This window comes from Streptomyces sp. P17 (assembly GCF_032436805.1).
Classification (GTDB): Bacteria; Actinomycetota; Actinomycetes; order Streptomycetales; family Streptomycetaceae; genus Streptomyces.
Window position 1 is genome coordinate 1 of record NZ_JAVRBF010000009.1, and the last position, 15220, is coordinate 15220.

Consider the following 15220-nt stretch of genomic DNA (forward strand, 5'->3'; position numbering starts at 1 on the left):
ACGGGGCCGTCGGCCCTGCCCCCAACGGCAACCTCTCCGTACGCCTGACCGTCGAGGCCGACAGCGTCACCCAGGCCCTCACGCGCGGAATCGAGTACGCCCAGACCGCCGCCGCGCAGCACAACATCACCCCCGAGACCGTCATCGGGGCCGAGGTCGTCACCGAGGCCGAGCGCGATCGACGGCTGAGCGACGACGAGTTCGGTGAGCTGTCCGCCGAGGAGGTGCACGGCATCAGCGGCGCGCCGGCGTATGGCGTGTACGTCGAGTTCGACACCGCAGACGTTGCTCCCGAGGCGTACGAGGCACTCTTCGACGCGCTGCACGACCAGCACGGGGCCGTCGGCCCTGCCCCCAACGGCAACCTCTCCGTACGCCTGACCGTCGAGGCCGACAGCGTCACCCAGGCCGTCACGCGCGGAATCGAGTACGCCCAGGCCGCCGCCGCGCAGCACGACATCGCCTCGAACACCGTCATCGGCGCCGAAGTGGGTCTGGCGCTTCGCGCAGACCTGCCGCAGGAACCTGAACGTTCCTGACTCTGTCAGCTCACACAAGCACATACAGCACCCAACGCGCGGTCATCATGAGCAGCACTGGGTGCTGTTCGCGCCTCTGCACGACAAGTGGCAGTTGCACTTGGCGCTCGCCATCAGCGCTGCAGGTCCGCCAGGCCCACTCCAGCGGCGACGTTTCCGCTCCCGTGGCAAGGCGGCGCTGCGTCCGTCGCGACTCTCAGCCCAATCGGCATGTGAGCTTGAGTTCACAAACACACATACTTTCACGCACGCACACATACAAGCGAAGCTACCGACGCTGTCACCTGCGCATTCACGCTTTCCCTCATACTCCTCGACAGCCCCACACGCTCGCCGAAGCACCCGTCAGTGCGTTCACCCGCCCACCCCCTGCATGAGGCGTGCGTTCCATCAGCGCGCGCTTTCACGATTTCACATACTTTCACGCACGCATACACTCATCCACGTGCGGACACTCACACTGTCGCTGACGCGCTGCCATATATGCGCACCCACCTTCCCTCTTTCTGATCTCCACCATCACTTCTCTTCTTTCAATCTCGCGTTCTTCCGCACATCATCTCTCTCCTTCGGATTGTCATGCCCTCTACCCTGCTTTATCTCGCTCTACGAAACCCACATTCACAGTGCCCTACTCCTCCGCTACAACTCATTCCCACCCACGCGCGTTCACATATGCCTTCATTCACCCTGGCGCACTCCCGTGCTTTCCTTTCGTCATGCACAACGACACTCTTACTAGCGCTCGCTCATGACTTCATACCTGCGTGCGGTGAGAAGCTCATCACCAATCACACTCCTTCTTTCGCAACTCTCCAGACTCATTCCTACTGAAGTACCTGCATTGCTTTACGCGCTCTTTCGTTGGCTCTTTCGTTCTTGCTAACGCAGTCCACTTCTGGCATCTCCGCATACGTAGTTCGGGGCGTACTAATGCGCGCACAGTTACGGGCTCACACGGCGTCTCCTGCTCTCGCTGGCGCCTCAGGACACCCGTCATTCCGAACAGCCATAAGCCGTCACGTCGAAGCATGCATTCGCACCCGCTAGCGACCCCACCCAGACGCTCTGTCACGGACGCGCTCTCTCACCCAGTTTCTCGACCTCCCACTCGCTCGCGGTGTGTCGCCCCGGCTTGCGACGACCCTTCAGGCCGCACGCGGGCGCAGGGGTACTACGGCGCACCCAATCGGACACCACCTGCCTCAGGCCCACCCCAACCCGATCTCTCGCAGTGCCCGACACCCCTTCGGCGACCACCCCGTGTGCACGTCCTCCTCACAGCGCAGCTGCGCGAACGTCCCCTCAGCAGGGCTTCCACGAGCGCGTGCACCCGGCACGGCACCACACTTCACACCCACACGAGCACGAGCTCTACCCTCCGGCACCCCTACCGAGCTGGCGCTGCCCCGTGCACCCACCCCACTGGAGCCGCGTCCACCGCGCCCCGCATGGTGCTCTTCGCACACATACGCGACTGGAGGAAGTTCCCAAACATGCAGATTCCAGTTGAAACAACCATCAAGGAACGACGCGACCGAGTCTGACAGGCTCGGTCAAGGCCATCCCTTCCTTGGTCGACACGCTGCTTGAGCTCGTTCTGTAAGGCGTGAGCCGTCCAGGCTGTTAATCTTTCGGCCGTCATCGTGAATCTGTCAGTCCCAAACCCCGTAGACGTCGGCAGTGCATCCCGGGAAGCGAGAAGCCAGGGCGAGGCATCAGGGGAAAGGGGAGGAAGGCACCCATGAAGGTCATCGTCCTCGCCAGTCAAAAGGGTGGTGTGGGTAAGACCACCACATCAGCCAATATCGGTTCGAGCCTCGCCAGTGGCGGCGCGCGTGTAGGCATGGTGGACCTGGAGCTCCAAGGCCAGCTCGGTGTGTCCCTGGGCGCGTTCGCGCGCAAGCCACAGGACATCGGAAGCGCTCTGCTCGACTACATCGACGCCGTCGACGCCGACGATCTCGGCGGCATGGCCCCCTTGCACACCCGCATGATCGACAGGAGCGTCCTACTCAAGGGGTTCGACAACCCCGGAGCGCTCAGCGTCATCGGCTCAGTCATGAACGTTACTGATCGAGCCCGGACCGAGATCGCGAAGCGGGGCTGGGAGGCTGTGTCGAGTCTCCGCCATCTCCTTCTCACCCTTCGCAATGACTTCGACTTCATCATCGTCGACACGCCGCCCTCGGCGGACGCGCTGTCTTCCGTGGCCTTGGCAGCCGGCGATTACGTGATCGCGGTTTGCAACCCGCGGCTGGCGACAGCTGACGGGGCCCGAGTTGTCCGCAACAACGTGGACAGGGTGCCGGAACGCACCGGCGGTACGTGCCACCCCGTGTTCCTTGGCACCGTCATCAACGAAGCCCAGCCCCCCTCCAAGCGCACGGAGGAGGCGGACGCCGTCGACGCCTTCCTGGCCAAGCACGAACTGGCGCCGTTCAGCAAGGAGATCAGGACGAGCCCACAGATCTCAGCGTCGTACGGCATCAGCCGTCCCATCGTCATCGACGAGCCGGCTTATGCGGCAAGCGGCTGGTACGAGGACCTCACCATGGAAATCATCGACCGTATTAGGGGTCTGTCGTGACGCCTTCTACAGACGAGCCTGCGCAGGAACCAACCGCCGCACCCGCCGGCAGGAGGGGCAAGGGGCGGGGTGCGCGGGGCAAGTCCCGAAGCTTCGACTTCACTGCCATCGAGCATGTGGGTAATGACGCCACCGAGGGGGGGTTCCTGGGTGACGACGCAGCTGAGTCCGAACGGCGGGGCGGGGCTGTCCAGGTTTCTGCCCCACCTGTGGAGCCCATCAGTTCTCTGGCTGCTGGACCGAGCCAGTCGGGGGAGGCCGAGGCTTCTGACCTTCCTGTTACTCGGACCCGCGCTCCGGAGGAGCACGACGCAATCCCCACGCCGGCGCCAGATGGAAGCGCGAGCGTCGTACCTTCGCCGTCCCAGCCTCCGAAGGAGGAGTCGACCGGGGCACCTGCCGTGGCGCACGAACCGTCCGCGGTTGAGTCAGAAGTCCAGAACGAGCGACCGTCTCGTCCGGTTCACGAAGAGCCGTCTGAAACGCCTCGTGTGCCTGAGGCTTCGGCTGCTTCGCGTCGCAGGAATGATGGCCCTGGGTTCACCCCCGCTTCGGCCGAGCCGACTCTGAAGCCGAAGCCACGCAAGAAGGCTGCCAGTTCGACGCCCACGATGCAGGAGGAAGTGCTCGCCTCCTTCATAAGGCACCGGACCCAGCGGAACTGGCCCACGTGGTCCGGCCGCATCGAGGGGGAGACGAAGACACGTCTTCTCCAGAAGGCCGACGATGACGCGCTGTCCTCCGGCCGGAACCTCATGCCTGGGCACTACCTCGACGCTGCATTGAGGCTGGTGAAGGACCTGAGTGCCGAGGAGCTCGCTGCACTCGCCAACGAATGGCTGATTGAGAAGTGGTCTGGCGAGCACCCGCCTGGTGTGAGCATCCAGGCCGGCGTTTCTCCGGAGGTGTACGAGCTTCTCAAGGGGCTTAAGCGCACATTGCGCGGTCAGCGCGGCGCCGGGAGCGGCGGGCTGATCCTCGATGTGGTCTCGGCTGCTGTGGATCGTTTCCTGGACGCAGCTGACCAGGAAGGTCCTTTCCCTTCCGCACGCTAGTGATCCCGTAAGGGGGTGGCCCGGCCGTATCGGTCGGGCCACCCCCTTACGACGTGGTTCACGTATTCACCCACTTCCACACACGCGTCACGACATGCACCCCCGCATGCGCACGGACAGCCGGGCCGACCCATGCGCCACCTGTCGCGCCTATGTGCAGAACCGCCCACCGTGACACTGTCATACCCACCGAACGGCCAACGTGCTTCTGACACTTCCAGCGACAGCCGTGCGGAATGCCCTATTCATGCAGGCAGGAGCCGAATATCCCTGCGCCATCGAGGCCCTGACGGTATGAAGATCCGACACGCATTGGTTCTGTCATTACCACCTTCCCGTCGATCGGTGAGTAAGATGCTCTTGACTGAAAGCGAGGACTGATTCATGAGCACGGCGACCAGCGGTTGGTCACTCCGCGCCCTGGCACAAGAAGCGCACGTCCTACCGAAGGTGGCTCGGGACGCAGCCGAAGAAGGCGTGATCGACGCTCAGCACACCGTAGAGACGGACATCGTCCTCGTCCGCCTCTACGGCGCCTTGAAGCGCCTCGTCTGGCCCGAGGAGCGGAGGCCGGCGAACAAGGACCAGGGACTCCGGGTCTGGGAAGCCATAACGATCGAGACAGCGCGGGCCGCCCTTCCGGACGAAGTTCAGGACGACACCGGCCTGTTCATCCATCAGACGGGTTGCGAACTCGTCACAGGGCCAGGTCCTCACTGCCTCGCTCTCTTCAAGCTCGCTGACCAGCCGTTCTACTACGCCCCGTTGGGTCGATGGTTCAACCAGTTGCCTTCCCGGCGTCCCAGCACAGAGCAGAACAAGGACACGGCAGGGGTCTGACAGACCCAAGCAGTACCGGGCTAACCGGTAGAGATCCGCCCAACGGGCGCACAAAAGCAACTGGCCCGGGACTCCGCAATCCCGGGCCAGCCATGTCGAGGAGGTGAGCGCTACTCCACATCCCTAGCTGAATACCTATCGCGCGCGTCCGGCCTCCCTACCTCCCCAGGCGGTGCCGGTTGGCGATGTGAGTTTCCCTCGTACCTCCTCGACTGGAGCACATCATAGCTACCCGTCCGAGGGCTGGCGCAGTCGTGCCCGAAGCAGACCGAAATCGTGCGTCCGCCCGTTCACCGGTTCCTCCGTCCTCGTCTTCCCCGACCGCTCCGCCTGCTTCGGAAGGTACTGGGGGCGGCGGGGGGTCTGTTCTCGCTTCCAGCGAGCCCCTCGTCCTCATGCCGGGCTTGCGCAGCGCTCTGCTCTCGGCTGCGCGGACCGTCCTCGATGACCCGCGGCTGGATGGGGCGTGCGACTCGGTGCGTCTCACGTCTGTACTTCTCCTGGCGAAGGCGCCAGTCGCGTCCTCCCATGTGATCACGATGTCCCGGGATCTCGCTGGATGGCTCGGCTATGGGGTCTCTCATGTCGCTCATACGGTCGTTCCTCGCGTTCGGGCGAGTGGGATCGCGACGTGTGTCCCTGCGCGGGACGCTGCCGGCTGGACTCACGCCCTCGACTTCGAGCTGTTGCCGCTCAAGGAGGCGAGGGCTGGGCAGGGGTTCAACCCGTTGTCGTTGTTGAACAAGCGGGATCTGGCGACGTTCCTGCGTTTCTGCGAGGCAGTGTTGTGCCCGGGGTGGACGCCGCGGGACAAGCCCGCGACGCCGGCCGGGTTCTTTGCACGGCGGCGGGGGTGGGGGTCGGCCACTGACCGTTTGGCCATGCTGCTACTGGCGCTGAACGCGCGTCCGGATGGCCGGGTGCCGATGGCGCCTGGCCGTCTCCCGAAGGGCTTCAACCGGTCCGAGGTGACGGTTGCCCGCCTGCTGGGTTGTTCCGTCGAGGTTGGCAGTGCCGTGCTGAAGCGGTTGTTGGTGCTCGATGGTGTGGCGTGGGACCGTCCGGAGCGGTACGGGCAGGATCGTCTGCTGGTTCCCGCGATCCAGGCCGCGTATCGGCGTTCGCGGGCGGCGTCGACGGCCCCGGCGGAGCCGACCGTGGAGGGCGTGTCCGCTTCCGCCTCCGCGGAGGAGGCGGCCCCGGAGGCGTCGTGCGCGGGGTGCGCTGCACATGAGAAGCCCGACGACCTGCTGCTCGAAGGGGACGGGTGGGCTCAACTCTGCTTCGAGGACGTCCCCGTTGAGGCTGCCGGTAGTGCATGTGGGGATCAGAACACCGAATCTGAGGCATCGTCGCAGGTAGATCAGGGCTTTGACGGTACTTCAGGGGGAGCTGTTTGTGCAGACCCCCACGCTGCCCACCCACCGGTGGTTACTCTCTCTCCTTCTTCTGCGGGTGCTCTGGACTGCTTTTCCGGCTCCGCCGTCTTGGGTGAGGACCGGCTGCCGGAACGCGCGGGCGCGGACGAGGATCTCCAGGAGACGACGGGAATTCTTGCCGGTGCGGCGGGTGGGGCAAGCCCGCTTCGCGGGGAACAGCAAAGCGCGTCGACGGGATCGGGGTGGGGCTCGCCGGTGCGAACTGGCGATTTCGTCGGGGCGGTTGGGGTGCCAGAGGACCTGAAGGTGGCGCTGGCACCGGTGGCGTGGCTGTGGGCCGGGCTGGGACGGGCGTCGACTGGGGCGTGGCTGGCGAAAACGGTGCGTCGGGAGCTGGTGGGCCTGCGGAGATTCGTGGGTGACGGCGAGGGTGTGGCTGAGCGTCGGCTGGCCGAGCGGCTCAAGCGCCGCCTGGACCGGCAGAGGACTCCGGTGCAGGACCTGGCGGCCTGGCTGATCCGGCGAGGGCTGCCGCAGAACAACGGGTGCTGGTCGAACCTGTGTGACGACGGGATCCGCATCGACTCCGGTGGCACCTGCCCCAGCTGCGACTGTCTGATCGGGGATCGGCGTGGCCTGCGCCAGATCGTCGCAACCGAGGTCGCGGCCCAGCACCCGCACGCGACTGGGGGGGAGTGGCGCGGGGTCTACGAGGAGGCGCTGCGCGCGAGGTTCGACTACCAGAGTGCGATGGATGCGGTGCGCCGGGAACGGGCGGCCGAACGCCAAGTCGCCTTCTACGCAGCCGTCGAGGAGCAGAAGGCACAGCTGGCCGAGGACAAGGTGCGGCGGGCTGCGCGGCCGTGTGAGGACTGCGGTCGCGCCGAGGCCGCCGGGCTGTGCCCGGTGTGCTCGCTGCGCCGGTCCACGAAGGCCTTGGTCGACCAGGCGGTCGACATCGCCGTGGCACTACGGGCCGACGTGGACGATCCCCAGGCGGTCGCCGGGCTGACCGCACAGGTCGGCAAGGACACGTGGGCGTTCATCCGGGGTGCCGTGGCGTCGGACGGCACCGACGATCCGGTGTGCCGGGCGTTCGCCGAGAAGGACCTGGCCCAGAAGGTCCTCGAACAGCGCAGGCAGCGGGCGCTGGTTCGGCTGCGGGAGTCCGGGCCGGCCGAGATGGAGGCCGCTCATGTGCGGCGGATGACTCTGCACGGCATGTTCCCGACGGAGAAGAACCGCAAGCGGGCCGATAAGGCGGCCGCGACGGCGCGGGAGCGGGTCGCTCAGGACCTGTTGCGCGAGTTCCTCGGCGACCTGGCCCGGGCGCGAGCCGCGGCGGTGTCGCGCGAGAGGCCGCCGGCGTGGAGCGAGCGGTGCTCCGACCTGGCGGTCCGCCCGCTGGACGAGGACACGGTCGCGGTCGCGGTCGGCGCGGGCACGGGGTCGGTGTGATGCGGCCTGCACCGTACGGTGGCGAACTGCCGTGCCCGGCGCGGGTCGTGTCGGAGGTGTTGGGCGGGCGCTGTGCGGGCCTGGCCGTGCGCGTCACGCCGCTGCGGTTCGCGCGGCGTGGTGCTCGCCGGGGCCCGGTCCTCTTCTCAGCCGGTTGCCGCGGGCTCGGCCGGGGCCGGCTGGGTGGCGTGGATCAGCTTGGACCGTGCGTCGGCGCGTTCGGCGGCGGCGACCTCGCCCCAGAACTTGTGGGTGATCACGAACGCGCTCAGCTCCCGGGCGCGTTCCTGCAGAGCCGTGTAGGCCGCGGTGTCCTCGGCGCTCCAGCCCTCGGTCGCGGGGCGGACGGACGGATACCACTTGGCGGAGTCGTCCCAGCCGTCGTTCGGCTCGACCGACCAGGGCCGGTCCGCCTGCATCGTGCGGAGCTGGGCGTGGATCTCGTGCAGTTCCCGGCGGGCGTCGAAGAGGTCTTTGGGGAAATCGAAGTCGTTCTGGTCGGGCATGAGCGCATCGTAGGCGGCTGGTCTGACACCGCCCCTGCAGCGACGAGCCCACCGCCACAGGTGTGTGAGGCAGACCACATGCCGGTTTGAAGATTCTTTGTCGGACGGGCGTCCTGCCGGTGCCGAGGGGTGAACGCTCGTACCGATCAGCAAGGAGTACAACCCCGATGACCATCCACGACGGTGCTCCCTCGGAGCCGTCCGGCCCCAGCGGCCCTCAGCCGTCGGCCGACCTCGTCGCCGTCCCCCGCTTCCGGCTGGCGCAGCTGCCCCTGGACGTGCGGGGCGAGCTCGCCGAGGCTCGGCGTGCGCTGGCCGGCCGCAGGCCTGCCGCCAGCGACGTCGCGACATCGCTTTCGGAGAAGATCTGCTCGATCGCCTTCCTGGGCGGCGTCGCGAAGCCGGAACCGCGGGAGCGCGGAGCCGACTGGACCTGGGTGCAGCAGGTCGACGGGCAGCTGCGCACGCTGGTGGTCCAGGCGAAGTGGGCGCCCTACGGTGCCGAGGCTGCGCGGGCCCGGCTGGGCGTCTTCGCCGCCCTCAACGCCCGCCGGGCGATCCTCGAGACGCGGACCGTCGACGGGTGGAAGCCGGCGGTCGCCGAGTTCGCCGCCACGTGGCTCGGTATCCCGAACCCCGACACCGAGTGGCTGGAGGCGGTGTCGACGGCGCTGCTGGGCAGCTGGGTGGACCTGCTGGACGAGCCCCTCGTCGACGACGCCGGCGCCCTCGGCCTGAAGCAGCTGAAGCGGGAGTCGGCCGTGGTGCACCGCCAGTTGCAGCCGCTGTGGCGGCGCAAGACGGCCGGCGGGCGGCTCCTGTCGCTCGACCACCCCGTCCCCGGCGGCGGCACGCTCGTCGGCCTGCTCGCCGACCGGGCCGCCCCCACGGAGCCCTCGCTGCTGTGGGAGCCGGAGACGGAGAGCGCGGCGGCCGTGTTCGCCGGACTGTCGCCCGGCGAGCAGCAGGTGGCCCGCGTCTGGGCGCAGTCCGGGCGGACCTCGTGGGCCGAGGCCGCCGACCTGGCCGGGGTCAGTGCGGCCGAGGCCGACAGCGTCCGCCGCAAGCTCCGCCGTCTGGGGCGCCGGTACGAACAGCGGGCGGCGTCCGCCCGTGCCACGTCCGGGCGTCCGCTGCCCGGCGGCTGCGGGAGCTGGGCGTGAACCTCCTCGGCCAGGTCCTGGCCGAGTACCTCGCGGACATCGCCGCCGCGCTGACGGTCACGGCCGCGGCGTGGCTCGTCCGCAAGAGGCGCGGTCGGCAAACCGGCCTGGGCGAGGGGGATGCGACGTAGTCGCGCCGGTTCGCCGGACCCGTGCGCGTGCGGCATGGTGTCCGGCGGGCGCATCCCGTACGAAGGGGTGCGCGGCGAGCGTGCAGGAGGTGGTCAAGTGGAGCCCTTCGGCGTCGGCCAGACGGTGCAGCGGCGGGACGTCTTCCGTGGACGCGTGTGGAGCACCCAGGCGCTGCGCGTGATCGAGGACGCGCCCACGGCCCTGATCACCTGCGCCTGGCCGGGCACCCACGTGCGAGTGCCCGAGACCTACGCGCGGGTGCGCCGCGGCGACCCGTCCGCCTCGCGTGAGGAGGCGGTGCGGCAACTCGCCGCCGGCACCTGGACGCTGAGCGCGGGGGAGTGGCAGGAGACGGTGCTGCTGCTGTGGAAGGCGCCGGGGGCGTACTTCAGCGTCAACGCCTTCTACAGCGGCGACGCCGACCACCGCCTGCTCACCTGGTACGTCAACTTCGAACGCCCGAACGTCCGCCAGCCCGGCGGCTTCGACACCTTCGACCTGCTCGTCGACCTCCTCATCGACGCGGACCTGACCGGCTGGCGGTGGAAGGACGAGGACGAGTACGCCCACGGCCGCCGTCTGGGCATCATCGACGACGCCGAGCACGCGCACGTCGACGCCGCCCGCCAGCAGGTCCTCGCCCTCCTCGCCGACCGGGCAGGACCCTTCGCCGAGGCCGAACGGTGGTCCGCCTGGCGCCGTGACCCGGCCTGGCCGACCCCGTCCCTGCCGGCTCCGCAGCCCTGATCGGCCCCAGCCGACGGCACACGGGACGAGGACGCGACACAAGCGGTACCCGCCTTCTACCGTCCGCGCGATCAGGGGCCCGGCACGCCCATCTCCGCTCGGGAGATGACCGGGCTCCATGCGAAGGACGGACACCATGAAGACGATCGAAGACGGCCTCCAGGTGCACAACGGTCACGCCTGCGGGCCGCTGGCCGACGCCGCCGCCCGTCGAGCCGAGCGCACCGGCGCCCGCCTCGACGAGATAGGAGAGCGGGCCGGCACGCTCACCGACGCCGAGCTGTTCGCCGCGGTGGCCGACGCCCTGCGGCACTTCACCCAGCGCGCCCCGCGCGCCGGACAGGTCCAGGCCCTCGTCCGGCAGATCCGCCAGAGCGGTCCCGTCGCATGGGACTTCACGGGCCGCCTGCCCTGCGCGTGATTCGCCCGCCACGGCGGCCGCGGCAGGACCCGCGGTCGCCGTGGCGGCGGGAAATCTATCCACAGGTGATCCGGGTGACACTCACGGCACAAACGATGGAAGGAGTCGGTGTGCCCCCCAGCCGCGTCCAGCTCACGCGCACCCACCGCGTCCTGATCGCGGTCGTGGTCCTCGGCGCGGTCATCGTGGCCGCGATCGGTTTCGCCGGGTCCTACACAGCCGTCCGCGAGCTGGCCGCCAAGAAGGGCTTCCATAACTTCTCCTACTTCTTCCCGATCGGCATCGACGCCGGCATCTGCGTCCTGCTCGCCCTCGACCTGCTGCTGACCTGGATCCGCATCCCCTTCCCACTGCTGCGCCAGACGGCCTGGCTGCTGACCATCGCGACCATCGCGTTCAACGCCGCCGCGGCCTCCGACCCGCTGGGCATGGGGATGCACGCCGTCATCCCGGTCCTGTTCGTCGTCACCGTCGAGGCCGCCCGCCACACCGTCGGCCGGATCGCCGACCTCACCGCCGACAAGCACATGGAAGGCGTGCGCCTCACGCGCTGGCTGCTCTCCCCGCTGCCGACGTTCCTGCTGTGGCGGCGGATGAAGCTCTGGGAGCTGCGCTCGTACGACCAGGTGATCAAGCTGGAACAGGAACGCCTGGTCTACCAGGCACGCCTGCGGTCCCGGTTCGGTCGCAGCTGGCGCCGCAAGGCACCCGTGGAATCGCTGATGCCGCTGCGGCTCGCCCGGTACGGCGTCCCCCTGGCCCAGACCGCACCGGCCGGCCTTGCCGCTGCAGGCATCGACAACCACCTCCTGCCTGCTGCCGAGCGCACCGCGATCGACCCCGCCCCCGAGCCAGAGGCCATCGTCGGCTCCAGCACCCCGACCACAAGCCCGGCGGACGAAGAGGGCCCAGCTGCCGCGGAGACGGAAGGCGACACCACCCGTCCCGATCCGCACCCGCCCGAGGACGAGACGGTGTCACCCGACCCGGCGAGAGAGGATCCCGGCCCGACCGGCGCAGGTGAGGACCCCGCCCCGCAGGCCGGACAGCCAGATGCCGACGAAGGCGAGGACGACGAGCGGGAGCCCGATGCGGACAACGACCGCGACGACGAAGGTGACCAGGACCACGAGGGCGGCGGTGCCGACGGAAGCGGGGGAGAGGACGGCAACGATCAAGTCCGCCCCGACAGCATCGACCACACGAAGGTCATCGCGTCGATGAAGAACGCCGACGCAGTCCGATACGCCATCACCCAACTGGCGACCTACGACGCCCCGGCGCTCTCCCGGTGGTTGAAGGAGCACGGCAAGAACGTCAACGGCGGACAGATCTGGCGGATCGCCAACAGCGCTTCCAAGCGGGCCGCCACCGAGCCGGCCCAGAGCACGCAGGAGAAGGAGTCGGAGTCGGCTGCTGCGTAGGAAGCGCTCCGCTGCACAGATGCGCCCTGCCGACGGCAGTTCCGTTCGAATCGACTCCGCCGTCCGTCACGTCGGAACCGGCGCGGCCGGCCGGCCACATCATCCGGGCGGCGGCGGCCGCCCTCGTGCAGTGCAGCAGTAGTACGACCGTACGAAGCAGCAGGCCCGCGAGCAGGAGGAGTCTGCCGCTGCACGCCCTGCTCGGCGTGACGCCCTTACGGAGTGCTGCTCGACGTGCTGCTCCTGCACGCTGCTGCTCGTCCTGGTCCAGCGGTGCAGCAGCCGGCGCCGGGACTGCTACTGCACCAGGACGATGCAGTACGCGGTGAAGTGCAGTCCGGGAAACGGCAACCGGATCTCCAGCAGTCGCGTGCAGTCGCCGTGCACCAGCGCGCGCACGCCCGACCCCGGAGAAGGCCGGAGACGGAACTGCCGCCGACCGTAGGCCTCCTGCTCGTGCACTGCCCGGTGCAGCAGGACCACTGCTTCCGGCGTCGATCTGCTGCTCCCGGCCTGCTGCTGTGCTGCTGCTTGCAGTGCCGGTGCAGTCCTGCACGCGGTCGTGCAGTGCAGAAGCAGCTGCTGCTCGTGCAGCGGAGCAGCGCCCGAAGAGCAGCGAGCAGCCCGGTGCAGTGCGCGGCGTACTGCTCGGTGCAGCGGGCCAGCCGCCGATGTGCAGTACGTGCAGTACGGCGCGCACTGCGAGCAGCGAAATCTATCCACAGGCCAACGGGCTTAGCGTCCCTGGAGATCAACGTCCGCTTCCCGCGGGCGGCACCGCGCGCATGGGAGGCGAGGTAGGCGATGGGGCGCAGCGAGTTCGACCGGCAGCTCGAAGAAGGCGTCGAGGCCTTCCTCATGGGCGTCGGCCGGCTGTTGTCCGGGCGGGACATGGACGGGCAGCGCCGTACGGACGCGACGTTCTTCAAGGGCGGCCGGCGTGTCCTCGACGGTGTCGAGGGCCGGGTGGGTCCGTGGTCGTACCGGCCCGGCTGGCAGCGGGCGGCCGCCAGGCTGACCACGCTCGGCGGTCTGGGCGCGGGCGGGTGGCTCTACTGGACCGATCCCGAACAGACGCTCACGGCGCTGGAGTACGGCGGGGCCGGGGCCGGCGGACTGCTGGTGAGCGGCGCAGCGGTGCACGCCGTACGCAACCGCGGCCAGCGCGAGCTGATGCGGGAGTGGGTCGAGCCGCTGCACCAGGCCCTGGTGGGCCCGCTGGGCATTCCCGAGGCCACCCGGCCACGTTCTTACCTGCACGTTCCGCTGAACTTCTCCGACGACGACGCCGAGATCCGCATCGACCTGCCGGTCGCCTTGAAGTTCAAGGAGACCGAGGTCGCCGAGATGATCGTCAAGAAGCTCGCCTTGCAGGGGGTGTCCTTCAGCTGGAAGTACGACGGCCGCAACCCCTACGTGACGGTGAAGAAGGTCCACCGCCCGCCGTCGAAGGTCGTCTTCAGCGACCCCAAGGTCAAAGAGCTGGTGAAGAAGGTGCCGGAATCGGCGCCGTTGATCGGTCTGGAGCGCGGACAGAAGATCGTGTCCGTGGACCTGGACGCCGAGTCCCCGCACGTTCTGGTCTCCGCGGGCACCGGCGGCGGCAAGAGCGTCATCCTGCGCACCATCGCCTCCCAGCTCATTCACCACGGCGCACACGGATACATCCTCGACTTCAAACGCGTATCCCATATGTGGGCCCGCGGCGTGAAGAACGTCGAATACTGCCGTGATATCGCCGACATTCACGACGCCCTGGTCCGGCTCGGGGCCGAAGGACAGCGCCGTATTCACGTCGCGGAGAAGCTCGGCGACGACGCCGACCCGTCCGAGGTTGGGCCGCGCATTGTGATCCTGCTGGAGGAGATCAATGCGACGATGAAACAGCTGACTCGGTACTGGGAGAAGATCAAGGAGAAGGGCGATCCGAAGATATCTCCGGCGGTCGATGCGCTCGCCGAAATTCTCTTCATGGGTCGTGCAGTTCGCCTCCACGTGCTCCTGGTCGCCCAGTCGGCTACTGCCCGCGCTCTCGGCGGTCCGGAAATGCGCGAGAACTTCGCCACCCGCATTCTCGCCCGCTACACGCAAAACGCCTGGAAAATGCTCGTCCCCGAGGTCCAGCCCGCTCCCAAGAGCACCCGCCACATCGGCCGCGCCCAGGTCGTGCTCGGCGGCATGGCCCACGAGACCCAGGTCATGTTCATGAGCGACGCTGAGGCCCGCGCCTGGGCCATGGCCGGCTCAGGCCCCGCGCCCTCCGTCACCCTCACCAAGAGCGCCCCAGTCGCGGCGGATGACTCAGTGACACAGCTGAACAGTGACACAGACGAAAGTCTCCACCTGGGGAAACAGGGGGTTGATGACACAGATCAGACTGTTCACGGCCGAGCTGTTCAGGCCCTGGCGTCCGTCGCCGGGGACCGGTACGAGGAAGGTGACGCGGACGAGGACAGCGACGACGAAGCCGCTCAGCTGCCCGCTGGCGACGAGCAACCGGGAGCCGACGAGGACACCGACCCGCTCGTCGGGCTGCGCGAGGCCGAAGACCTCCTGTCCGACGTCGACCTGACCGCCCTGCGTAATGCCCGGGCCCGTGATCCGGAATTCCCGGCCCCCGCAGACAAACGAGGCCGAGAAAGCCTCTACCGGCTGAGTGACCTGCAACGCTGGGAACGCAATCGCCTCTCCTCTGAAAGCGATGAAGTCGACGAGGACGACGTCTCCGAACAGGAAGACGTCTCCGTCCTCTGACCTCTCCCTGTCCAACCCCAAAGGGCCCGCACTTCGTGCGGGCCTTTTTCGTTGTCGCCGCCGTGCCGACCGACAGTCGTGCGGCTGCGAAATCTATCCACAGGGCAGTCGACATAGCTTCTTGGGTGTGCGCTTCCCGTATCTCGCGCGGAAGCCGATCAGTCACTGCGCCTGCGCGCGCACAACGACCGGACGCGATACGGCCGAGGAGT

The 15220-nt window shown here is 68.1% G+C and carries 13 protein-coding genes; 11 read left to right on the top strand and 2 right to left on the bottom strand.

Annotated elements, in window-relative coordinates:
- From RMT89_RS07605 to RMT89_RS07625, 5 genes are all read left to right on the top strand, one after another.
- Positions 1-539, top strand: a 539-nt coding sequence (locus tag RMT89_RS07605; protein ID WP_315883155.1) for a hypothetical protein, incomplete at its 5' end; no start/stop codon positions are given.
- Positions 540-2283: 1744 nt separating this feature from the next.
- A complete protein-coding gene (locus RMT89_RS07610) occupies positions 2284-3129 on the top strand; it encodes a ParA family protein (RefSeq protein WP_007496767.1) in 846 nt (281 codons plus the stop codon).
- A gap of 611 nt (positions 3130-3740) precedes the next feature.
- A complete protein-coding gene (locus RMT89_RS07615; protein WP_007496766.1) occupies positions 3741-4184 on the top strand; it encodes a hypothetical protein in 444 nt (147 codons plus the stop codon).
- A gap of 384 nt (positions 4185-4568) precedes the next feature.
- Positions 4569-5024 carry a hypothetical protein gene (locus tag RMT89_RS07620; RefSeq protein ID WP_043731339.1) on the top strand — a complete coding sequence of 152 codons (456 nt, stop codon included), beginning with the start codon at positions 4569-4571 and terminating at the stop codon, positions 5022-5024.
- A gap of 1685 nt (positions 5025-6709) precedes the next feature.
- Positions 6710-7861 carry a hypothetical protein gene (locus tag RMT89_RS07625; RefSeq protein WP_315883156.1) on the top strand — a complete coding sequence of 384 codons (1152 nt, stop codon included), beginning with the start codon at positions 6710-6712 and terminating at the stop codon, positions 7859-7861.
- A gap of 146 nt (positions 7862-8007) precedes the next feature.
- Here RMT89_RS07625 and RMT89_RS07630 read toward each other — a convergent pair whose 3' ends face one another.
- A complete protein-coding gene (locus tag RMT89_RS07630) occupies positions 8008-8367 on the bottom strand; it encodes a hypothetical protein (protein ID WP_007496763.1) in 360 nt (119 codons plus the stop codon).
- Between the two features lie 167 nt (positions 8368-8534).
- Here RMT89_RS07630 and RMT89_RS07635 point away from each other — a divergent pair, with 167 nt between their 5' ends.
- The 5 genes from RMT89_RS07635 to RMT89_RS07655 all read left to right on the top strand — a co-directional run bounded on the left by RMT89_RS07635 (position 8535) and on the right by RMT89_RS07655 (position 12254).
- The gene (locus RMT89_RS07635; RefSeq protein ID WP_007496762.1) at positions 8535-9530 is read left to right on the top strand and encodes a hypothetical protein; all 996 of its coding nucleotides are present in this window, start codon (positions 8535-8537) and stop codon (positions 9528-9530) included.
- A complete protein-coding gene (locus RMT89_RS07640) occupies positions 9527-9661 on the top strand; it encodes a hypothetical protein (RefSeq protein ID WP_007496761.1) in 135 nt (44 codons plus the stop codon). The genes RMT89_RS07635 and RMT89_RS07640 overlap by 4 nt, the downstream gene beginning before the upstream one ends.
- 97 nt (positions 9662-9758) lie before the next feature.
- Positions 9759-10409, top strand: a complete 651-nt coding sequence (locus RMT89_RS07645; protein ID WP_007496760.1) for a DUF402 domain-containing protein — start codon at positions 9759-9761, stop codon at positions 10407-10409.
- Positions 10410-10545: 136 nt separating this feature from the next.
- Complete coding sequence (locus RMT89_RS07650) at positions 10546-10830, top strand: hypothetical protein (RefSeq protein WP_007496759.1); 285 nt, start codon at positions 10546-10548, stop codon at positions 10828-10830.
- Between the two features lie 95 nt (positions 10831-10925).
- A complete protein-coding gene (locus tag RMT89_RS07655; RefSeq protein ID WP_043731335.1) occupies positions 10926-12254 on the top strand; it encodes a DUF2637 domain-containing protein in 1329 nt (442 codons plus the stop codon).
- A 297-nt stretch (positions 12255-12551) separates the two neighbouring features.
- On the opposite strand, the gene RMT89_RS07660 is transcribed toward RMT89_RS07655, so the two are convergent.
- On the bottom strand, positions 12552-12737 hold the full coding sequence (locus RMT89_RS07660) for a hypothetical protein (protein WP_007496757.1): 186 nt from the start codon (positions 12735-12737) through the stop codon (positions 12552-12554).
- A gap of 483 nt (positions 12738-13220) precedes the next feature.
- Between RMT89_RS07660 and RMT89_RS07665 the strand changes: the two genes are divergently transcribed.
- A complete protein-coding gene (locus RMT89_RS07665; RefSeq protein WP_315883157.1) occupies positions 13221-15008 on the top strand; it encodes a pRL2-11 in 1788 nt (595 codons plus the stop codon).
- The last annotated feature ends 212 nt before the right edge of the window (positions 15009-15220 follow it).